Source organism: Allobosea sp. TWI1241, assembly GCF_039673065.1.
In the GTDB taxonomy this organism is placed as follows: domain Bacteria; phylum Pseudomonadota; class Alphaproteobacteria; order Rhizobiales; family Beijerinckiaceae; genus Allobosea.
Genome location: NZ_JBDJKW010000004.1, coordinates 25,916 through 47,297 on the forward strand (window position 1 = coordinate 25,916; position 21,382 = coordinate 47,297).

General features: G+C 68.9%; 19 protein-coding genes and 1 pseudogene. 13 read left to right on the forward strand and 7 right to left on the reverse strand.

Translation table 11 applies throughout. The features are described 5' to 3' along the window. Nucleotides 1-8: 8 nt before the first annotated feature. The 3 genes from ABE438_RS07015 to ABE438_RS07025 form a co-directional block, all read right to left on the reverse strand. Entirely contained in the window at nucleotides 9-2,255 is a 2,247-nt protein-coding gene (locus tag ABE438_RS07015; protein ID WP_346501840.1) for a PAS domain-containing sensor histidine kinase, read from the reverse strand. Between the two features lie 278 nt (nucleotides 2,256-2,533). After that, nucleotides 2,534-5,173, reverse strand: a complete 2,640-nt coding sequence (gene pepN / locus ABE438_RS07020; RefSeq protein ID WP_346501842.1) for an aminopeptidase N — start codon at nucleotides 5,171-5,173, stop codon at nucleotides 2,534-2,536. A gap of 70 nt (nucleotides 5,174-5,243) precedes the next feature. Then, on the reverse strand, nucleotides 5,244-6,668 hold the full coding sequence (locus tag ABE438_RS07025; protein WP_346501843.1) for a cation diffusion facilitator family transporter: 1,425 nt from the start codon (nucleotides 6,666-6,668) through the stop codon (nucleotides 5,244-5,246). An 87-nt stretch (nucleotides 6,669-6,755) separates the two neighbouring features. Between ABE438_RS07025 and ABE438_RS07030 the strand changes: the two genes are divergently transcribed. The 8 genes from ABE438_RS07030 (at nucleotide 6,756) to ABE438_RS07065 (ending at nucleotide 13,148) form a co-directional block, all read left to right on the forward strand. Next, nucleotides 6,756-7,205, forward strand: a complete 450-nt coding sequence (locus ABE438_RS07030; RefSeq protein ID WP_346501844.1) for a VOC family protein — start codon at nucleotides 6,756-6,758, stop codon at nucleotides 7,203-7,205. A gap of 114 nt (nucleotides 7,206-7,319) precedes the next feature. Then, nucleotides 7,320-8,213 (forward strand): PfkB family carbohydrate kinase, encoded by an 894-nt coding sequence (locus tag ABE438_RS07035; protein WP_346501845.1) that lies wholly within the window; start codon nucleotides 7,320-7,322, stop codon nucleotides 8,211-8,213. A gap of 152 nt (nucleotides 8,214-8,365) precedes the next feature. Next, nucleotides 8,366-9,223, forward strand: coding sequence for an urease accessory protein UreD (locus ABE438_RS07040; protein WP_346501847.1), 858 nt, complete (start codon nucleotides 8,366-8,368; stop codon nucleotides 9,221-9,223). 10 nt (nucleotides 9,224-9,233) lie between these two features. Further along, a complete protein-coding gene (locus ABE438_RS07045) occupies nucleotides 9,234-9,542 on the forward strand; it encodes a hypothetical protein (protein ID WP_346501848.1) in 309 nt (102 codons plus the stop codon). Nucleotides 9,543-9,544: 2 nt separating this feature from the next. Further along, nucleotides 9,545-10,165 carry an urease subunit gamma gene (locus tag ABE438_RS07050; protein ID WP_346501849.1) on the forward strand — a complete coding sequence of 207 codons (621 nt, stop codon included), beginning with the start codon at nucleotides 9,545-9,547 and terminating at the stop codon, nucleotides 10,163-10,165. Between the two features lie 33 nt (nucleotides 10,166-10,198). Next, entirely contained in the window at nucleotides 10,199-11,041 is an 843-nt protein-coding gene (locus ABE438_RS07055; protein ID WP_346501850.1) for a DUF1003 domain-containing protein, read from the forward strand. A 53-nt stretch (nucleotides 11,042-11,094) separates the two neighbouring features. After that, nucleotides 11,095-12,831: an urease subunit alpha gene (gene ureC, locus ABE438_RS07060; RefSeq protein WP_346501851.1), complete on the forward strand. Its 1,737-nt coding sequence runs from the start codon at nucleotides 11,095-11,097 to the stop codon at nucleotides 12,829-12,831. Between the two features lie 62 nt (nucleotides 12,832-12,893). After that, entirely contained in the window at nucleotides 12,894-13,148 is a 255-nt protein-coding gene (locus tag ABE438_RS07065) for a hypothetical protein (protein WP_346501852.1), read from the forward strand. A 14-nt stretch (nucleotides 13,149-13,162) separates the two neighbouring features. Here ABE438_RS07065 and ABE438_RS07070 read toward each other — a convergent pair whose 3' ends face one another. Next, nucleotides 13,163-14,098, reverse strand: coding sequence for a PepSY-associated TM helix domain-containing protein (locus ABE438_RS07070; RefSeq protein WP_346501853.1), 936 nt, complete (start codon nucleotides 14,096-14,098; stop codon nucleotides 13,163-13,165). A gap of 181 nt (nucleotides 14,099-14,279) precedes the next feature. Between ABE438_RS07070 and ABE438_RS07075 the strand changes: the two genes are divergently transcribed. After that, nucleotides 14,280-15,314, forward strand: a complete 1,035-nt coding sequence (locus tag ABE438_RS07075; protein ID WP_346501855.1) for an ABC transporter substrate-binding protein — start codon at nucleotides 14,280-14,282, stop codon at nucleotides 15,312-15,314. Nucleotides 15,315-15,417: 103 nt separating this feature from the next. Here ABE438_RS07075 and ABE438_RS07080 read toward each other — a convergent pair whose 3' ends face one another. Together ABE438_RS07080 and ABE438_RS07085 are read right to left on the reverse strand one after the other, a co-directional pair. After that, a complete protein-coding gene (locus ABE438_RS07080) occupies nucleotides 15,418-16,437 on the reverse strand; it encodes an amino acid ABC transporter substrate-binding protein (RefSeq protein WP_465248577.1) in 1,020 nt (339 codons plus the stop codon). A gap of 106 nt (nucleotides 16,438-16,543) precedes the next feature. Then, on the reverse strand, nucleotides 16,544-17,017 hold the full coding sequence (locus ABE438_RS07085) for an ASCH domain-containing protein (protein ID WP_346501857.1): 474 nt from the start codon (nucleotides 17,015-17,017) through the stop codon (nucleotides 16,544-16,546). Between the two features lie 21 nt (nucleotides 17,018-17,038). Between ABE438_RS07085 and ABE438_RS07090 the strand changes: the two are divergent. Beyond that, nucleotides 17,039-17,820, forward strand: a pseudogene (locus tag ABE438_RS07090) (IS5 family transposase). 109 nt (nucleotides 17,821-17,929) lie between these two features. Here the strand turns inward: ABE438_RS07090 and ABE438_RS07095 are convergent. Further along, the gene (locus ABE438_RS07095; protein ID WP_465248572.1) at nucleotides 17,930-18,976 is read right to left on the reverse strand and encodes an amino acid ABC transporter substrate-binding protein; all 1,047 of its coding nucleotides are present in this window, start codon (nucleotides 18,974-18,976) and stop codon (nucleotides 17,930-17,932) included. A gap of 210 nt (nucleotides 18,977-19,186) precedes the next feature. On the opposite strand from ABE438_RS07095, the gene ABE438_RS07100 reads away from it, so the two are divergent. Genes ABE438_RS07100 through ureG form a run of 3 tightly spaced genes read left to right on the forward strand, consistent with a single transcriptional unit; the run spans nucleotide 19,187 to nucleotide 21,306 of the window. After that, a complete protein-coding gene (locus ABE438_RS07100) occupies nucleotides 19,187-19,996 on the forward strand; it encodes an urease accessory protein UreE (protein WP_346501858.1) in 810 nt (269 codons plus the stop codon). 3 nt (nucleotides 19,997-19,999) lie between these two features. Further along, entirely contained in the window at nucleotides 20,000-20,680 is a 681-nt protein-coding gene (locus tag ABE438_RS07105; RefSeq protein ID WP_346501860.1) for an urease accessory protein UreF, read from the forward strand. Further along, entirely contained in the window at nucleotides 20,677-21,306 is a 630-nt protein-coding gene (gene ureG, locus ABE438_RS07110; protein WP_346501861.1) for an urease accessory protein UreG, read from the forward strand. The genes ABE438_RS07105 and ureG overlap by 4 nt, the downstream gene beginning before the upstream one ends. The last annotated feature ends 76 nt before the right edge of the window (nucleotides 21,307-21,382 follow it).

The following is a 21,382-nucleotide window of genomic DNA, read 5'->3' on the forward strand; positions in this document are numbered from 1 at the left end:
GTGCCGCCTCAGGCGGCGCGGTTCATCTGGGGCTCGCCGTCGCCCTTCACGGGCAGGCGGATCATCGCGATGGTGCCGGAGCCGAGCACCGAGCGCAGCCGCAGCGAGCCGCCATGCAGCTCGGCCAGCGAGCGGGCGATGGCGAGGCCCAGCCCCGAGCCCTGGTAGCTGCGGGCCATGTCGCCCTCGACCTGCTCGAAGGGGCGGCCGATCCGGTCGATCTTCTCCGGCGGGATGCCGATGCCGGTATCCTCGACGAAGACGTTGACGGCACCGTTGACCGGCTTGACGCGGATGGCGACGCGCCCGCCCTCGGGGGTAAACTTGACCGCATTGTCGAGCAGGTTGGAGAGGATCTGGAAGAGCGCGTGCGAATCCGCCTCCAGCCGCAGCGAGGGCGAGACCTCGCTGGTGAAGGAGAGCTTCTTCTGGGCGATGGCCGGCTCGTGCTGGCGCACCGCCTCCTGCACCACCAGGTCGAGCGCGACGTCGGACTTCTGCAGGGTGACCCGGCCGGCCTCGATGCGGGCCATGTCGAGGATGTCGTTGATCACCGCGAGCAGGTAGCCGCCGCTCTTGCGGATATCGCGGACATATTCGTCGTAGCGGTCAGAGCCGAGCGCGCCGAACAGCCGGCTCTCCATGATCTCGGAGAAGCCGATGATGGCGTTGAGCGGCGTGCGCAGCTCATGGCTCATATTGGCGAGGAATTCCGACTTGGCGCGGTTGGCGCTTTCGGCGGCGGCCTTCTGCTCGAGATAGAGCTCAGCGAGCTCGGCGAGCTGCTGGGCCTGCGCCTCGAGCTTCTGGCGCGAGGCCTTGAGGTCGGTGACGGTGGTGAGCAGCTCGTGCTCGGAGCGGGTCAGGCGCTCCTCCTGCTGCTTCAGCTTGGTGATGTCGGTGCCGACCGAGACCGAACCGCCATCCTTGGTGCGGCGATCGTTGATCTGCAGCCAGCGGCCGTCGGCGAGCTTGGCCTCGTAGGACTGGGAGCCCGGCGCCGAGCCGGGGCGGCGGACCGGCTCGCGGTCGATGCTGGCCTGGGCGCTGAAGCGCATCACCTCGTCATAGGCGGTGCCGGAGGCGACGGCCTCGCTCGGCAGGTGGTGGAGCTGCTGGTACTTGGCGTTGCACAGCACCAGCTTGCGGTCGGCGTCCCAGAGCACGAAGGCTTCAGAGATCGCCTCGACGGCGTCGCGCAGGCGGGCGTCGGCCTTGGCGGTGCGGGCGGCCATGCGGCGCTGCTCGGAGATGTCGACCACGATCCCGACGAGATGGCGCGAGCCGGTGCGGCGGTCGATCACCAGCTCGGCGCGGGCTTTGAGCCAGATCCAGTCGCCGGCGGCGTTGCGGACCCGGAATTCCTGGTCGAGGTGATGGGCCTCGTCGCGGCTGATCTTGTCGGCGAAGGCGTAGAGATCGGCGTCGTCGGGATGGATGAAGGCGCTGACCTCGCCGAAGGACATGTACTCGCCGGCGCGGTCGTAGCCGAGCATGGCGTACATCGAGTCGGACCAGTAGATGCGGCCCCTGGCCAGGTCCCAGTCCCACAGGCCGCAATGGCCGCGGCTGAGGGCGGTGTCGATGCGCTCGCGGACGCAGTCGCAATCCTCGTCGGCGGCGCGGGCGCGCTTCGATTGCAGCAGGAAGGCGAGCGTGATGCCGGCGAGCACGATGCCGGCCGAGGCGAACAGGATGAGGATGGCGCGCAGCCGCTCTTCGAGCAGCGAGAGGGCGCGCTTCACCGGCTGGAGCACGGCGAGCTGGCCGAGCGGGGCGGCGAGGTTGCGGACCGTGGCGAAGGCCTCGACGCCGCCCGGCAGGACGACGCGCATCACGCCGGCGCGGTCGGCGAACTCGGTCAGCGCCTGCGAGGGGCCGAGCAGGTCGACGAGATTGTGCGGGCCCTGGCCGATCACCGGCTCGCTGAGGTTGAGCCGCCCGGCGGCGTCGCTGACGTGGACGATCCGGTCGCGGCCGGCGATGTGCTTGGTGCTCAGCGCGCGCAGCACCGGGGCGATGTCCTTCCCGTCGCGCGAGGCGTTGTCGATCTCGCGGGCGACCAGAGAGGCGAGGAGGTCGATCTCGGCGATCGTCTCCGACAGCGTGTCCTCGCGCAACGCGTTGGTCTGGACATAGGCGCCGAGCGCCATGACCAGGCCGAAGATGCCGACCAGTGCGGGGATGATGCGGCGCGCCAGCGGCTCGATCTGCTCGAACCGCAGGTAGAGCGGGTGGGTGAAGGATCTCGCCACTCCGAGAATCGATCGCGCGCGCACGTCTGCGCAAGCCGCGTTTACACGCGTCATGCCGTCCCCCTTCGGAAGTCAACTAGTCGGTGAGATCGGGAGACGTGCCGCATCCCCGAATCACGGTCAGTTGAATCCCGCGGAGTTGCTTTGTCTAGCTCAGAGTTGAATCGGAACGTCACTTTGCGCGCGTAGGTTGTGGCCGAATCGGCTCTGAATCCTGTGCGCGTAATGAATCGTTAACCTTCCGGACAGGTGGCCTGTCCGGAAGGTCGAAGCGCCTCTCAGGCGAGCGAGCGCGCGGCGATGTCGGCGACGTCGCGCGACAGTCCGGGCGTCGCCGCGACCGTCGAGAGCGCGGCCCTGGCGGCGGCCTGCCGGGTCGGCTCCAGCATGCGCCAGCTCTTGAACGAGGAGAGCAGGCGCGAGGCGACCTGCGGGTTCGTCCGGTCGAGCGCTATCGCCATGTCGGCGACGAAGCGGTAGCCGGCGCCGTCGGTGCGGTTGAACTGGGTGAGGTTGGCCGCGAAGCCGCCGATCAGCGCCCGCACCCGGTTGGGGTTGGTCAGCGAGAAGCCCGGCCGCGCCATCAGGCCGCGCACGCGCTCCAGCGTCCCGGCTTCCGGGATCAGCGCCTGCGCCAGCAGCCATTTGTCCATCACCAGCGGCTCCTCGGCGTAGAGGGCGGCGAAGCGGGCGATCATCGCCTCGCGCGCCTCGCCGGGGATCAGCGTCATCGTCGCCAGCGCCGCCAGCCGGTCGGTCAGGTTGTCCGCGGCCTCGAACTGAGCGGTGGCGCGGGCGGTCGCATCCTCGGGTGAGGCCAGCGCCAGCAGGCCGAGTGCCTCGTTGCGCAGCGCGCGCCGCCCGGCCGGGCCGGCTGCCGGGGAATAGGCGCCGTCGGCGCGCAGCGCCTCGTGCAGGGTGGCGAGCGAGGGCGCGAGCGCGGAGGCGATCGCCGTCGCCAGCGCGCGATGCGCCGCATGGACCCGGTCGGGATCGACGTGCGCGCCGATCTCGCGGGCGATGTCGGCCGGCGTCGGCAGGCGCAGCACCTGCGCGGCGAAGGCGGGGTCGTCACTGGCCGGGCCGTCGAGGAAGCCCGCGAGCGCGCCGGCGATGGCGCCGGCACTGGCGGCGGCGTCGCTCGCCTCGCCACGTCCGGCGCGCACCAGCGCCCGCGTCGCCACGGTCTGGAGCGCCTGCCAGCGGTTGAAGGAATCGCTGTCGGCCGTGAAGAGGCGCAGCAGCGCCGCGTCGTCGAGGTCGAGCTCCAGCCTGACCGGGGCGGAGAAGCCGCGCAGCAGCGAGGGCGTCGGCGCCTCGGCGATGCCCTCGAAGCTCAGCGAGGCCTCGGCCGCATCGAGCACGAAGATGCCGTCGCGAGCGAGCGCGGGGACGGCACCGCCGAGCGGCAGGTCGCCGTCGCGGCCGACGAGGCCGAGCGCGACTGCGATGACCAGCGGGCGCTTCTCGCTCTGGCCGGGCGTCGGCGGCGTGCTCTGCGTGAAGTCCAGCGTGTAGCGCCGGGCCTGCGCGTCGTAGCGGCCGCGCGCGGTGACGGTCGGCGTGCCGGCCTGCTCGTACCAGAGCGCGAAGGCGGAGAGGTCCTGGCCCGAGGCCTCGGCGAAGCAGGCGAGGAACTGCTCGATCGTCGCGGCGGTGCCGTCGCAGCGCGCGAAATAGAGGTCCATGCCGCGGGCGAAGGCCTCGTCGCCGATCAGCGTCTTGAGCATGCGGATGATCTCCGCGCCCTTCTCGTAGACGGTCGGCGTGTAGAAGTTGTTGATCTCGGTGTAGGCGCGCGGTCGCACCGGATGCGCCAGCGGGCCGGCGTCCTCGCTGAACTGCGTCGCGCGCAGCGTGCGGACATCGGCGATGCGCTTCACCGGGCGCGAGCGCTCGTCGGCCGAGAACTCCTGGTCGCGGAAGACGGTGAGGCCTTCCTTGAGGCAGAGCTGGAACCAGTCGCGGCAGGTGATGCGGTTGCCGGTCCAGTTGTGGAAATACTCGTGGGCGATGATCGCCTCGATCGAGGCATAGTCGCCGTCGCTCGCGGTATGGGGATCGGCCAGCACGTATTTGTCGTTGAAGATGTTGAGGCCCTTGTTCTCCATCGCCCCCATGTTGAAGTCGGACACGGCGACGACGTTGAACACGTCGAGATCGTAGTTGCGGCCGAAGACGCGCTCGTCCCAGCGCATGCAGCGTACCAGCGAGTCGAGCGCCCAGCCGGCGCGGTCGGCCTTGCCCGGCTCGACATAGACCGCGAGCTCGACCTTGCGCCCATCGGCGGTGACATAGGGCTGGCGGACATGGTCGAGCCGGCCGCCGACCAGCGCGAACAGATAGGCCGGCTTGGGATGCGGATCGTGCCAGACGGCGAAATGCCGCTCGCCGCCGGGCAGTTCGCCCGCTGCGACGAGGTTGCCGTTGGCCAGGAGCACCGGCGCGTCGGCCTTCTCGGCTTCGAGGCGCACGGTGTAGACGCTCATCACGTCCGGCCGGTCGAGGAAATAGGTGATGCGGCGGAAGCCGTCGGCCTCGCACTGGGTGCAGTAGACCCCGCTCGAACGGTAGAGCCCCATCAGCTTGGTGTTGGCCTGCGGGTCGAGCTCGGTCTCGATCCGCAGCGAGAACGGGCGGTCCGGCGGGGCAGGCAAAGTGAGCGCGCGCGGCGAGACCGTGTAGGCCGAGGCGTCGAGCGGCCGGTCGTCCAGCGCGACCGAGACGGGCGCGATCTCGTCGCCGTCGAGAACCAGCGGCGCACCCGGCCGGCCTTCGGGATTGGGCCGCAGCTGCAGCAGGGCGCGCACGCGGGTGCTGGTCGGCGCCAGCACCACATCGAGATCGACGGTGTCGATCAGCCAGTCGGAGGGGCGGTAATCCTCGAGGCGGATCGTCGGGGTGTCTTCGGCGCGCATGCTCTCGTCCCGTCGGGAATCGGGTGGTCGCCTCGTCTGTAGACCGTGAGCGCGGCGGTCGGAAGCGCGCTCAGCCGGTCGCGGTCGGTGCCGGCTCGGCATGGCTGACGAGCCGGCAGATCTCCGGCATCGCCACCCGGACCGCGCGCTCGATCGTGTCGACGGCGTCGTGGACGGTCGCGACGTCGAGCGCGGCGTCCACCCGGCAATGATAGTTCACCACCAGCCCGTTGGCGGTGCGGCGAACCCGCACGCTGTGGATGTCGTGGATCGGCCCGCCGACGCGCAGGGCCTCGTCGGAGAGCGCGCGCCCCACCGCCTCGACCTCCTGCCAGGCGGCATTGTGGCCGGCCGGCGCGCCGGTCTCCAGCGGCTCGATATGGGTCTCGACCTCGGTCTCGCCGCCGAATTCGGAGCGGATCGCCGCTTCCAGCCGCGTCGCGGTGTCGTGCGCCTCGACGATCGGGGTGCGGGCGTCGACCTCCATGTCGAGGCTGACCGAGAGCCGCTCGCCGATGGCGTGCACCGAGACGTGGTGGACCGGGATGCGCATCTTCAGCGCGATCAGCAGCACCCGCTCCAGCGCCGTCTCGTCGTCGAGCTGCACGGGGTTGGCGGTGATGGTGATCTCGGCGTCGGGCTCGACCGCCGCCAGCCGTTCGGCCAGCGTCGCCTTGATCGCGGTAACCCGGTCGAGCGGCAGGGTGCGCGAGACGCGGATGCCGATCTCGCCATGGCTGCGGCCGCCGGCCGGGCGCACCTTGAGCCAGTCCACCGCGACGACGCCGGGCACCGCCTCTGCGGCGGCGCGCAGGCGCTCGCTCAAGCCCTCGGGCGCGGTGTCGAGCAGGGTGCCCAGCGCGCGGCGGGCGAGGCGATAGGCGCACAGCGCCGTATAGGCGGCGATGGCGAAGGCGGCGACGGTGTCGGCACGCTCGAAGCCGTACCAGGCGCCGAGCAGGCCGAGCAGCACCAGCGCCGAGCCGGCGAAATCGGCGGAGAAATGCGTGGCCTCGGCGGCGAGCGCCTCGCTGCGCGTCTGGGCCGCGACCTTGACCAGCGAGCGCCAGCGGATCGCGTCCACCGTCATCGAGAGCAGCAGGATGCCGATGATCACCGGGGTGACCGTGACGTCGGTGGTGCGGTCGAACCAGAGCCGCTGGCCGGCCTCCCACAGCACCGCGCCGGCCAGGGCGAACAGGATCGCGGTCTCGACCAGCGCCGCCAGCGACTCCACCTTGCCGTGCCCGTAATGATGGTCGTCGTCGGCCGGCTTGTCGGCGGCGCGCACGGCGAACCAGGTGAACAGCGTCGAGCCGATGTCGACCATGCCCTGCAGCGCGTCGGCGAGCAGCGCCAGCGAGCCGGAGAGGATGGCGCCGATCAGCTTGGCGCCGGTGAGCAGCACCGTCGCCATCACCGACAGGATCGCCGCGCGCTGCTTGATCGAGGCGATCTGGGCTGTGGTCAGCCTGCTGTGCTGCATCTCGCTCATGCGCGACTGTAACCTCGTCTCTTGGCTTCCGGGTCGTTTTGCTCGATTCAGGGACGCGATCAACCCGCACTCCGGAAGGAACCGCCGATGCGATATCTCCACACCATGGTGCGTGTCACCGACCTCGATGCCGCGCTGGACTTCTATGTCACCAAGTTCGGCCTGGTCGAAACCCGCCGGATCGAGAACGAGAAGGGCCGCTTCACCCTGGTCTTCCTCGCCGCGCCCGAGGACGAGCCGACGGTGCGGGAGCAGGGCAGCCGCGGCCGCCCGACGCTCGAACTGACCTACAACTGGGATCCGGAGGTCTACACCGGCGGCCGCAATTTCGGCCATCTCGCCTATGAGGTCGACGACATCTACGCCACCTGCGACAAGCTGATGAAGGCCGGCATCACCATCAACCGGCCGCCGCGCGACGGCAACATGGCCTTCATCCGCTCGCCCGACGGCATCTCGATCGAGCTGCTGCAGAAGGGCGATCCGAAGCCGCCGGCCGAGCCCTGGGCCAGCATGCAGAACACCGGCAGCTGGTGACCTCGCGCGGCCGGGGGCTTGCGCTCCCGGCCGGCTTGCGACAAGCGACGGACAGCGCGACCGCCGGATGACGTGGCGGCGCCGGAGGAGGCGCCCCGACGGGCGACGAGGATCATGGCTGGCGTTTTCTGTCTCGGCATCGCGACGCTCGACTATGTCTATGGCGTGGAGCGCGTGCCCCAGCCCGGCGAGAAGGACCGGGCGCGCGACCTCGTGGTCACCGGCGGCGGCTGCGCCGGCAGCGCCTCGGCCGCGATCGGCCGTCTCGGCGGCAAGGCCTGGCTGGCGACGCGCCTCGGCGACGACATCACCGGCGACGCCATCCGCGCCGAGCTGCATCGCGACGGCGTCGACACCAGCCTCGCCGCCTGCTTTCCCGGCCTGCGCTCGCCGGTTTCCGCCATCCTCATCGACGCGCAGGGCGAGCGCATGGTCGTGTCCTACACCGACCCCGCGACGCCGCTTACGACCGACTGGCTGCCGGCCGCCCTGCCGCAGGGCGCCGACGCCGTGCTGGTCGATACGCGCTGGGGCGAGGGCTCGCTTGCGGCGCTGAAGCTGGCGCGCGCCGCCGGCGTGCCCGGCGTGATCGACGGCGACCGCCAGCCGACCCATCCCGAGATGGTCACCGTCGCCAGCCATGTCGCCTTCAGCGAGAAGGCGCTCAGCGAGATCTCCGGTGGCGCCGATCCGCATGCGGCGATCGCCGCCATGGCGCAGGGCGCGCAGAACTGGCTCGCGGTGACGCTCGGCCATCGCGGCGTGCTCTTCATGGAAAATGGCGGCATCGCCCATATGCCGGCCTTCGAGGTCGAGGTCGTCGATACGCTCGGCGCCGGCGATGTCTGGCACGGCGCCTTCGCGCTCGCCATCGCCGAGGGCCAGTCCGAGCGGGCTGCGGTGCGCTTCGCCTCCGCCGTGGCCGCGATCAAGTGCACCCGCTTCGGCGGCCGGGCCGGGACGCCGGACCGCGCCGAGGTCGAGCGCTTCCTCGCCGACCATCCCTGAGGCTGGGCACCCCTGACACCCGGCATCCCCTGGGTACGACTGCCCGCATCACGGGCGGGTGCTGCCTGAAATTCGGGCGGGGGCGCCAGGCCTGCCTCTTGCCGGGCTGCCCCTGGCGCTGAAAGATGCAGGGGCGCCCAAAAGGGAGCCCGATGCTCGCGCCTGCCTTGCCCGAAGCCGCCATTCCGATCCTGCCGGACTATGTCCGCGCGGCGGGCGGCGTGCGCCTGCACTTCGGCCGCGTCGGCACTCGCAGCCTGCGCCTCGAACTCGCCGAGAGCGGCGGTTATCGGGCCCGCATCCCCACCAGCTACGACGATGTCTGCGAGGCGGTGCTGATCAACACCGCCGGCGGCATGGCCGGTGGCGACCGTGCCACCACCACGGTGGCGGTCGATGTCGGCGCGCAGGCCGTGGTGACCACGCAGGCCGCCGAGAAGATCTATCGCAGCCAGGGCAGCGACACCCGCGTCGACACCGTACTGTCGGTCGCGACCGGAGCCTGCCTCGCCTGGCTGCCGCAGGAGACCATCCTGTTCGACGGCGCACGTCTCGCCCGCACGCTCTCGGTCGATCTCGCGGGCGATGCGCGGTTCGTCGCCGCCGAGACGCTCTATTTCGGCCGCAGCGCCATGGGCGAGACGCTGCGCAGCGGCTCGCTGCGCGACCGCTGGCGCATCCGCCGCGACGGGCGGCTGGTCTTCGCCGAGGATCTGCGGCTTGAGGGGCCGATCGCCGACATTCTCGCGCGCCCGGCGGTGGGGCAGGGCGCCCGCGCGGTCTCGACCGTGCTGCTCGCCGGTCCGCGCGAACCGGAGCGGCTGGAGGAGATCCGCGCCCTGATTGCCGCGGAGCCCGGCTTCGCCGGCGTCGAGGCCGCTGCCGGCGTCGTCGAGGGGCTGGTGATCGTCCGCCTCCTCGCCGGTGACGCGCAGGCCCTGCGTCGCGCGCTCGTCATCCTGCTCGGCCAAGTGACCGGTCGTGCGCTGCCGCGCACCTGGTCAACCTGAGGAGGGCGCGATGCTCGCGATCCAAGGACTGAAGTGCATCTACGATACCGGCTCCCGCGGCTGGGCGATCGAGCTTTCGCTGGACGCCGAGGGCGAGCAGGCCGTGCGCCGCTTCGACGTGGACGGCCCCGATGATGCCGAAATGCTGATCGAGGCTTTCGAGGACTCGACGCTGAGCGCCTTCGATCCGGCCAGCGGCGAGATCGTCTTCAGCTACGAATACGCCGAGATCGACCTCGACGACGAGGACGAGGACGGCGACGACGAAGTCGGCGAGGACGCCGACGAGACCGAAGAGCAGGAAGACGGGAAGGCCTGAGCATGAACCTGACGCCGCGCGAAAAGGACAAGCTGCTGGTCGCCATGGCCGCCATGGTGGCGCGGCGACGGCTGGAGCGCGGCGTCAAGCTCAACCATCCCGAGGCCGTCGCGCTGATCACCGACTTCGTGGTCGAGGGCGCGCGCGACGGCCGTTCCGTCGCCGAGCTGATGGAGGCCGGCGCGCATGTGCTCGCCGCCGACCAGGTGATGGACGGCATCGCCGAGCTGATCCACGACGTGCAGGTCGAGGCGACCTTTCCCGATGGCACCAAGCTGGTCACGGTGCACGAGCCGATCCGCGGCTCGGCCGGGCGGCTGACACCCGGCGAGGTCACGACCCTGCCGGGCGATCTCGTGCTCAACGCCGGCCGAGAGAGCCTGACGCTGACGGTGTCCAACACCGGCGACCGGCCGATCCAGGTCGGCTCGCATTATCATTTCTACGAGGCCAACCCGGCACTCGCCTTCGAGCGCGAGCGGGCGCGCGGCTTCCGGCTCGACATCCCCGCCGGCACGGCCGTACGCTTCGAGCCTGGGCAGACGCGCGAGGTCACGCTCGTGGCGCTGGCGGGCAAGCGCGAGGTCCACGGCTTCCGGCAAGATGTGATGGGAAAGCTGTAGCCGCCGGGCACGGCCCCGCCACGCGAGGACATCATGACCGATATCTCGACGGAGCCGCCGCGGCAGCCTGCGGAAGCCAGCTCCAAGAAGCGCGGCGTCTGCGCGATCTCGGGCGTCGAGACCGCGCGCAAGAACCTGATCTCGCTGGACACCCTGCGCCCGTCCCTGGCCGAGCGCATCATGGCCGACTTCCCGCAGCTCGGCGAGCACAGCCTGGTCAGCAAGGCCGAGCTCGCGCGCTATCGCACGCGCTATGTCGAGGAGATCCTGCGCGAGGAGCACGGCGAATACTCCGATCTCGACCGCGAGGTGGTCGAGAGCATCGCGCGGCAGGACACGATAGCCCACGATACCGACGACGAGTTCGACGAGCAGCGCACCTTCGGCGAGCGGGTTTCGGACGGTCTCGCCAGCTTCGGCGGCTCCTGGGCCTTCCTGATCAGCTTCGGCATCGTGCTGCTCGTCTGGATGGGCCTCAACGTCGCGATGGGGGTGGGGGCCTTCGATCCCTACCCGTTCATCCTCCTGAACCTCGTCCTGTCCTGCATCGCCGCGATCCAGGCGCCGATCATCATGATGAGCCAGAAACGGCAGGAGCAGAAGGACCGGGCGCGCTCCTCCAACGACTATCAGGTCAATCTCAAGGCCGAGCTCGAAATCCGCCATCTGCACGAGAAGATCGACCATTTGATCACCCGGCAATGGCAGCGCCTCGCAGAGATCCAGCAGGTCCAGCTCGAAATCCTGCAGGAGGCCCAGCGCGACCAGGCCAAGCGGCTGGCGAAGGCGAAATCCTCGGCGCGGAAGGCGCGGAAGCCCAAGCCCAGGCCGGATTCGAAGCCGGACACACCGCCTTCGTCATCCGCGCCGGCCTGAAAATTGCGACAGCCCGAACCATCCTCGTCGCGTTCGAGATCAGGGAAACGCCGATGCCCTTCACCTTCCCGCGCAACGCCTATGCCGCGATGTTCGGCCCGACCACCGGCGATACCGTGCGCCTCGGCGACACCGAGCTGCTGATCAAGGTCGAGCGGGACTTCACCACCTATGGCGAGGAGGTGAAGTTCGGCGGCGGCAAGGTGATCCGCGACGGCATGGGCCAGAGCCAGGTCTCGAATGCCGAGGGCGCGGTCGATACCGTCATCACCAATGCGCTGATCCTCGACCATTGGGGGATCGTGAAGGCCGATATCGGCATCCGCGCCGGCCGGATCTGCGCCATCGGCAAGGCGGGCAACCCCGACATCCAGGCCGGTTTCGGCAATCTCGCCCCCAACCAGACGATCATCGTCGGTCCCGGCACCGAGGTCATCGCCGGCGAGGGCAAGATCGTCACAGCCGGCGGCTTCGACAGCCATATCCACTATATCTGCCCGCAGCAGATCGAGGACGCGCTGATGAGCGGGCTGACCACCATGCTCGGCGGCGGCACCGGCCCGGCCCATGGCACGCTCGCGACCACCTGCACGCCCGGCCCCTGGCATCTCGGCCAGATGATCCGCGCCGCCGACGCCTTCCCGATGAACCTCGCCTTCGCCGGCAAGGGCAATGCCGCCTTGCCGGGCGCGCTCATCGAGATGATCGAGACCGGTGCCTGCGCCCTCAAGCTGCACGAGGACTGGGGCACCACGCCCGCCGCGATCGACAACTGCCTCTCGGTCGCCGACGATCACGACATCCAGGTGATGATCCACACCGACACGCTGAACGAGTCGGGCTTCGTCGAGGATACGGTCGCAGCCTTCAAGGGCCGCACCATCCACGCCTTCCATACCGAGGGTGCCGGCGGCGGCCATGCGCCGGACATCATGAAGGTGGCGGGGTTGCCCAACGTCCTGCCCTCCTCGACCAATCCGACGCGGCCGTTCACGGTCAACACGCTCGACGAGCATCTCGACATGCTGATGGTCTGCCATCATCTGTCGCCGTCGATCCCCGAGGATCTCGCCTTCGCCGAGAGCCGCATCCGCAAGGAAACCATCGCGGCCGAGGACATCCTGCACGATCTCGGCGCGCTCTCGATGATGTCCTCCGACAGCCAGGCCATGGGCCGCATCGGCGAGGTCGTCACCCGCACCTGGCAGACCGCGCACAAGATGAAGGTCCAGCGCGGGCCGCTGCCGCAGGACGCCGGCACCGGCGCCGACAATTTTCGCGCCAAGCGCTATGTCGCCAAATACACCATCAACCCGGCGATCGCGCACGGCATCTCGCGCCATATCGGCTCTGTCGAGGTCGGCAAGCTGGCCGACCTCGTGGTCTGGTCGCCGGCCTTCTTCGGCGCCAAGCCGGACCTCGTGATCAAGGGGGGCTCGATCGCGGCCGCCCCGATGGGCGATCCCAACGCTTCGATCCCGACGCCGCAGCCGGTGCATTACCGCCCGATGTTCGGCGCCTTCGGCAAGGCGGTGGCGACGACTTCGCTGACCTTCGTCTCGCAGACGGCGCTTGCCAACGGGCTGAAGGGGCGGCTGGGTACCGACAAGGAGATGGTCGCGGTCGAGAACGTCCGCGGCGGCATCTCCAAGAAGAGCATGATCCATAACGACGCGACGCCCGACATCCGCATCGACCCTGAGACCTACGCGGTGGTCGCGGATGGCGAGCTGCTGGTCTGCGAGCCCGCGAAGGAACTGCCGCTGGCGCAGCGCTACTTCCTGTTCTGAGGAACAGCGCGCGGCGCGGCACGTTGCTCCGGCAGGGCGGCAGGCCCTTGCAGGAGCGAGCCATGAGCGCAGAGCGAAAAGACAAGGGCGGCCGCAGTCCCGAGGCGCTGGCGACCTTCGCCGCCGCGGCGCGGCAGGGCGGCCGCAAGCCGGACGATGTCGGCCTGACCGAGACGCCCGAGACCGCGCCGATCCCCGCCTCGCCCAAGGCGAAGGCCGACGCCGCGACGAAGGTGCTGCGCGAAGGCGTGCTCGGCCGCGACCAGGGCGCCGACGCAGCGATCGACCGCCTGCCGGACCGGACGCGGACGGACTGAGCCGGGCGGCCGCCTCAGCTGGCCAGAGCGGGCGGCGCCACCGGGTTCGCCCGGCGATCGCGGCGGCGCGGGCGCAGGCGGCGCCGCAGCCAGATCGCGAAGCCGGTGCCGAGCAGCCCGGCCAGCGCCAGCGAGATCGCGAGATTCAGCGCCCCCGACCAGATCCCGGCGAAGTTGCCCTCGTGGATGAGCCGCGGCCAGTTCTTCGGGGTCTCCGAAAGGCCGGCGCGCGTGACGCTATAGACGTTGAAGGCGCCGTTCTCGTTGAGCCTGACCAGCTGGCGTCCGCCGCGCATCCGCAGCCAGATCAGCTGCGAGGGGTCCTTGTCGCGCGCCACGATGGCGAGGGCCTCGCGCAGGGGCAGGGGCTCTTCGCCCCGGCCGCCGGGCCCGCCCGCCGGCGCCAGGCTGATGCCGAAGGCGATGAACAGGCCGGTGATCGGGCTGGCGATCAGCAGCGGCAGGCCGAACCAGGCGACGCCCTTGTGCCAGCCGCCGAGCGTGTTGCGCAGCCGCGGCAGCCCCATGGCGACGCCCATCAGCATCAGGACGACCATGGCGATGGTCGAGCCGATGACCAGCCAGTCGAGCTCGAAGAGCAGGTGCTCGTGCAGGCGGCGCGAGGCACCGAAGAAGCCGGCCAGCCCGCCATCGGCGGCCTGGAGGCCGGTCGCCGTGTCGAGCGTCACGTTCCCGCGCTCCGGCACGCCCTGTATGGTTAGCCGCCCGTCGTAATTGCGGTAGCTCAGCCCGCGCGCCTTGCCGGCCGGGTCCTTCGCGGCAAGCCAGCCATCGATCCTGGCGAGCGTCAGCTCGCCCGGCGACAGCTTCACCGTCTGCAGGATCGGCTCGACCGACAGGATCGCTCCGGTGGCGATCAGGAGCGCCAGCGGAACGGCGAAGCCGAGCGCCAGCCAGCGATGCAGACGAAACAGCCAAGCCTTGAGCATGCCGATCTCTCCGGAAAGCCGCATGTTGCGCCTGCGAGGATCGCCGCCAAGTGAATTCTTTGTAATGATTCAAAACAAGGATCGTCGCGACGTCGCGACGTCGCAGCGGCCGTGTCGGCGTTGACAAGCGCGACGGGGCTGCGGCTCATTGGCTGGCAAAAGACTTTCGGAGGAACGTTTCATGGACCGGAGATTCACGCTGGCTGCGGCCGTCTCGCTGGCGAGCGTCGCGGCGGCAGCCATGCCGGCCGCGGCCCAGCAGGGACAGGTCACCGTCTACTGCTCGATCCTTGAGGAGCAGTGCCGCGAGGGCGCGGCTATCTTCGAGAAGCAGACCGGCATCAAGGTCCAGATGGTGCGCAAGTCGACCGGCGAGGTCTATGCGCAGGTCAAGGCCGAGGCTTCGAACCCGCGCGGCGACGTCTGGTGGGGCGGTCCCGGGGAGCCGCATCTGCAGGCGGCCGAGGAAGGGCTGCTCGACGAGTACAAGTCGCCGAAGCTGCCGGAGCTGCACAGCTGGGCGCAGCGCCATGCCGAGCAGGCCAAGTACCGCACGTCCGGCATCTATCTCGGCGCGCTCGGCATCGGCTACAACACCGAGACGCTGAAGGAGAAGGGCGTCGCCGCGCCGAAATGCTGGGCCGACCTGCTCGATCCCAAGCTCAAGGGCGAGGTGCAGGTCGCCGATCCGAGCTCGTCCGGCACGGCCTATGTCTTCCTGGCGACGGCGGTGCAGATGATGGGCGAGGACAAGGGCTTCGACTATCTCAAGGCCCTGCACAAGAACATCAGCCAGTACACCAAGTCGGGCATCGCGCCGGTGAAGGCGACGGCGCTCGGCGAGACCGCGGTCGGCATCGCCTTCATGCATGACATGCTGACGCAGAGGCTGCAGGGCGCGCCGATCGCCATCGTGGCGCCCTGCGAGGGCACCGGCTACGAGACCGGCTCGGTCTCGGTGATCAAGGGCGGCAAGAACCCCGAGGCGGCGCGCAAATTCGTCGACTTCACGCTCTCGCCCGAGGCGCAGGACATCAATGCCAAGCTGAAGATCAACTCCATCCCGTCGAACCGGAACGCCAAGCTCTCGCCGGATGCGCCGAAATTCGAGGAGATCAAGCTGATCGACTACGACACCCCGCGCTGGGGCAGCCCGGCCGAGCGCTCGCGCCTGCTCAAGAAGTTCGACACCGAGGTGAAGGCGCTGCCGCGCTGATGGCATCCGCCGCGACCTGACGAGAACGGCCGCGACTTGCGTCGCGGCCGTTCCCTTTCCTGGCTGGCCCCACGCGGGAGCCGGCCTCGTCTCGTCGACCGGTTCAGCGCACCGGCGGGGCGTATTGCAGGCCGCCCTTGGTCCAGAGGCGGTTGGGGCCGCGCGGCAGCTTCAGGGCCGAGTTCCCGCCGAGATGGCGGTCGAAGCTCTCGCCGTAATTGCCGACCGCCTTGACGATGCGCACGACCCAATCGTTCGTTAGGCCCATGCTCTCGCCGAACTTGCCCTCGCTGCCGAGCAGGCGCCGGATTTCCGGATTCTGCGATTTCAGCATCTCGTCGACATTCGCCTGGGTAATGCCGAACTCCTCGGCATTCAGCATCGCGAACACCGTCCAGCGCACGATGTCGAACCAGGCGTCGTCGCCCTGGCGCACCCAGGGGCCGAGCGGCTCCTTCGAGATCACCTCGGTCAGCAGGGCGTGGTCGTCCGGCGTCTTGAGCTTCATCCGCTGGGCGGCGAGCTGGGAGAGGTCGGTGGTGTAGGCGTCGCAGCGCCCCGCCTCATAGGCCTGGATCGCGTCGTCCAGCCCGGAGAAGGCGATGACCTCATACTTAAGGCCGTGGGTGCGGAAATAATCGGCGAGGTTGAGCTCGGTGGTGGTGCCCTGCGCCACGCAGATCGAGGCGCCGTCCAGCTGCTTGACGGCCGTCACGTCGGCCTTCTTGCGGACGAGGAAGCCCTGGCCGTCGAAATAGTTGATCGCGGTGAAGTTCACCCCGAAATTTGCGTCCCGGCTCAGCGTCCAGGTGGTGGTCTGGGACAGTACGTCGATCTCGCCGCTCTGCAGCGCGATCAGCCGGTCCTTGGAGGCCAGCGAGATGTACTTGGCTTTGTCCTGGTCGCCGAAGATGGCGGCGGCGAGGGCCCGGCAGATGTCGCTGTCGAAGCCGCGCCACTTGCCCTGCGCGTCCGGCAGGGAGAAGCCGGTGACGCCCTGGCTCGCGCTGCAGATGACGTGGCCGCGCTGCTTGATGCGCTCCAGCGTGGTCTGGGCGGAGGCGCTGGCGCCCGCGAGCGTGACGAATGCCATGCCGGCGATCAGGCCGGTCAATCGGCGCAAAGCGGTGCGCGGCGGGTTGGAAGTCATGGCAGTCCCTGTCCTGGCTGAGCAAACTGCCCGCATCTAGGCGGCGTGGACAAAATGCGTAGTCAGCGGATGTTGCCGATTACGACCGCAACTGCATATCGGAAGGTGGGTCGATTTCGTATATGCCGCGAGCTGCCCTGATGCTGATCGTTGACGATATTGGCCGGACATCCATCAGTTCCCAAGCCAGCCACCCCTCCTCGAAATAGCTGCCGCAGGCGGCTGCCAAATCTTCCGGGACGAATGGACGAAAGGCGCCGACGCGAACGATAGCGACGGCTTTGCCTTCATAGTCTTCGTCTCCTTCTGCTCGAAGGAACCGGCCGTTCTCGACGATCAAAAGGTCCTCATCGGCACCTATGGTGGGTTTCCAACGCCGCACCTCCAAGGTTTTTTCACCGGATGCTATCCGCCTGCCGCCGGGGGCTACAATCGATAGTGCTTTCATATTATTCGATTTTCCATAGCCTGAACCATACAGCAACCGGCAGTTACTTGTTGCAACGACGACCGCTAAAAAACTATTTGACCAGCTATGACCGCGCTGATTCAAGGCTGCTTTTTGGAGGCAGGTTTGAGCAGAGGCGATCTCACCGAGGCGGAATGGCCCATTTTGAAGAACTTGCTGCCGATCGAGCCTGAGAACCGTGGTCGAGGCAGGCCTCCCGAGCAGAACCGCTCTATCATCAACGGTATACTCTGGCGGCTTCGCTGCGGCGCTCCGTGGCGTGACGTGCCGCCCAAATATGGCAGCTGGAACACGATCTATCGGCGGTTTCGTAGATGGAGCGAAGCCGGGATCTGGGAGACCCTTGCTGCGACGCTGGCCGAGATAATGGCCGACAGCGGCCACTACAGCATCGACAGCACCACCGTTCGCGCCCACGTCTCGGCAGCGGGCGGAAAAGGGGGACTCATCGACGCGCTCTTGGCCGCTCGCGGGGCGGGTTCACCAGTAAGCTTCACTGCCTGGCTGATGCCCTCGGACGACCTCTCGCCTTCCATCTGACGGTCGGTGAGGCGGCAGATTGCAGAGCCTATGACGCCCTGATCGACCTGCCCGAGCGCGCGCCTGAAGCTTTGCTCGCCGACAAGGGCTACGATGCAGACGTAATCCGTGCAGACCTCGCAGAACGAAAAATCGAGGCCGTCATTCCCGGTCGGTCAAACCGTCGTGTGAAAATCGAGTATGATCGGGCGCTCTACGAGCAACGCAATCGCATCGAGCGCATGTTCGGCCAACTCAAGATCAACCGCGCCATCGCCACCCGCTACGACCAACTCGCCAACAGCTTCCTCGGCATGGTCCATCTTGCCACCGCCAGATACTGGCTCAAATTTGTCCACGCCGCCTAGCAGGGAGGGACGGCGCACTGCCATGCGGCAGGGCAGGCGCCGGCGAGTTGCACACAGGCGCTGGGAGGGCGGCACGCGGCTCTCGGCCGCGTGCCGCCCTCGTTTCAGGTCAGCGCACCGGCGGGGCGTATTGCAGGCCGCCCTTGGTCCAGAGCCGGTTGGGGCCGCGCGGCAGCTTCAGCGCCGACTTGTCGCCGAGATGGCGGTCGAAGCTCTCGCCATAGTTGCCGACCGCCTTGATGATGCGCACGACCCAGTCATTGGTCAGGCCGAGGCTTTCGCCGAACTTGCCCTCGCCGCCGAGCAGGCGCCGGATCTCCGGGTTCTGCGACTTCACCATCTCGTCGACATTCGCCTGGGTGATGCCGAACTCCTCGGCGTTGACCAGGGCGAACGCCGTCCAGCGCACGATGTCGAACCAGGCGTCGTCGCCCTGGCGGACCCAGGGGCCGAGCGGCTCCTTGGAGATCACCTCGGTCAGGAGCTCATGCTCCTCGGGCGCCTTGAGCTTGTTGCGGTTCGAGGCGAGCTGCGACAGGTCGGTGGTGTAGGCGTCGCAGCGGCCGGCCTCATAGGCCTGCACGGTCTCGTCGAGCCCGGCATAGGCCACGACCTCGTACTTCATCCCGTTGGTGCGGAAATAGTCGGCGAGGTTGAGCTCGGAGGTCGTGCCCTGCGCCACGCAGATCGAGGCGCCGTCGAGGCCCTTGAGATCCTTGAGGTTGAGGCTCTTGCGGACGAGGAAGCCCTGGCCGTCGAAATAGGTGATGGCGGTGAAGTTGAGGCCGAAGCCGGTGTCGCGGCCGAGCGTCCAGGTGGTGGTGCGGGCAAGAACGTCGATCTCGCCGCTCTGCAGGGCGGTGAGTCGGTCCTTGGAGGCCAGCGAGATGTACTTCGTCTTCTCCTGGTCGTTGAAGATAGCGGCGGCGAGCGCACGGCAGAAATCCGTGTCGAAGCCGCGCCACTGGCCCTGCGCGTCGGGCAGGGAGAAGCCGGCCACGCCCTGGCTGGTGCCGCAGATGATGTGGCCGCGCTGCTTGATCTTGTCCAGCGTCGACTGGGCCATGGCGGCCCCGCTCATCGTCGCGGTGAGGGCGAGGCCGCCGATCAGCCCCGCGAGCTTGCCGGCGAAACGCCCGGTTGAAAACGAACTCATGTCAGCCCCGTGTTCTCGTTGATCGCGGTCCCCGCCTCTGCCGGGCAGGGGCTCCGCTGCGCCCAGTCTATCCGCTCGGCGGCGGGGCGTCGATCAGGAGCCGGCTGCGGCGGCGAGGGGGCTTGCGTCGGCGCCCGGGCAGTGGTCGAAGTGAAAGGGAAAGGCGCGATCGAGACAGCGCCGCCAGCCCCAGCACCGAGTGAACCCACCATGCAGCGCGCAACCTCCGTCGTCCGCAAGGCCGCGGTCAAGCAGGACCGGGTCGTCGAGACCCTGACCCTCGACCATGAGGACCGCAATCGCCGCCGCGTCGCCCTGAAGGGCGATGGCGGCCAGGACATCCTGCTCGACCTCGACAAGCCGACCGGGCTGAACGACGGCGACGCGGTCCGCCTCGAGGACGGCTCGCTGGTGCTGATCCGCGCCGCCGCCCAGACGCTGATCGAGATCCGCGCCGACAATCCGCTGCGGCTGATGCGCGTCGCCTGGCATATCGGCAACCGCCACACCCCGGCCGAGATCACCGCCGACGCGATCTATATCGAGAACGATCACGTGCTGGCCGAGATGGTGCGCGGGCAGGGCTGCATCATGGCCGAGGTCTCGCGCCCCTTCCAGCCGGAGCGCGGCGCATACGACCATGGCCACGCGCATGACGACGGCTGCGGCTGCGGGCACGATCACGGCCACCACCACGATCACGGCCACGCGCACGGCCATTCCCATGATCACGGGCACGGCCATTCCCATGGCCACGCTCACGAGCATGCCCACGGGCACGCGCACCACGACCACGCGCACCATGCCCATGGCGAGGGCTGCGGCTGCGGCCACGATCACGGTCATGACCACAAGCACGCGCACGCCCATGATCACGGCGACCACGCGCACAAGCACGGCCACGATCACGCACACGACCACAATCATGCTCACGCGCACGATCACGCCCATGGCGAGGGCTGCGGTCACGATCACGGCCATCATCACGAGCATGGCCACAAGGGCCACAAGCACGACTGAGCCGTGTCGGGCGGGGCGCATCTGCCGCTGATGGTGTGGCTGTCGCCGGCCTTTCCGGTCGGCGGCTTCGCCTATTCGCACGGGCTCGAATGGGCCTTCGAGAGCAGCGATCTGGTCGACGCCGCCGGGCTGGAGGACTGGCTCGCCGCGCTGGTGGCCCATGGCTCGCTGCGCAACGACCTCGTCCTCTTCGCCAATGCCTGGCGCGCCGCGCGCGCGGATGACGAGCCCGGTCTCGCCGGCATAGCGGAACTCGCGCTCGCTCTGGCCAATTCCGCCGAGCGGCGGCTCGAGACGGTGACGCAGGGCAATGCTTTCGCCGCCGCCATCGCCGCCTCCTGGCCCAATCCCGCCAGCGCCGCGCTGCGCCGGGCCTGGCCGGGGGATCTGACCTATCCGGTCGCCGTCGCCGCGGCCGCCGCCGGGCACGACCTGCCGCTCGACGCGGCGCTGGAGGCCTTCGCGCTCGCCTTCCTGGCCAATCTCGTCTCGGCCTCGGTGCGCCTCGGCATCGTCGGCCAGACCGACGGGCAGAAGCTCATCGCCCGGCTGGCACCGGCCTTGCGAGCCGCTGCGGCGGAGGCGGAGCCGGCGGGGCTCGACGATCTCGGCGGCTGCGCCTTCCGCTCCGATCTCGCCGCTTTGCGTCACGAAACCCAGTATTCGAGGCTGTTCCGCTCATGACCCGCTCTCCCCACGGCCCGCTCCGCGTCGGCATCGGCGGTCCCGTCGGCTCCGGCAAGACCGCCCTGATGGAGGCGCTGTGCAAGCGCATGCGCGGTCGCTACGACATCTGCGCCATCACCAACGACATCTATACCAAGGAGGATGCCCGCATCCTCACCGTCTCCGGCGCGCTGCCGGAGGAGCGGATCATGGGCGTCGAGACCGGCGGCTGCCCGCATACCGCCATCCGCGAGGACTGCTCGATCAACCTCGCCGCGATCGACACGATGCGCGGGCGCTTTCCGGATCTCGACATGATCCTGATCGAATCGGGCGGCGACAACCTCGCCGCCACCTTCTCGCCGGAGCTCGCCGACATCACGGTCTATGTGATCGACGTCGCCGCCGGTGAGAAGATCCCGCGCAAGGGCGGGCCGGGCATCACCCGCTCCGACCTGCTGGTGATCAACAAGACCGATCTCGCCCCGCATGTCGGCGCCGACCTCGCGGTGATGGACCGCGACGCCGCGATGATGCGCGGCAAGCGCCCCTATGTCTTCGCAAATACGCTGGCGGGAGAGGGCGTCGACGCGGTTATGGCCTTCATCGAGCAGGCGGGAGGGCTCGCCGCGCGGGCGGGCTGAGGGCGGGCGCCCGCGCGCTCGCGACTCCTGTCACGCGGCCGTCATCCCGCGCGGTCATGAGCGGCGCCCCGCGGCA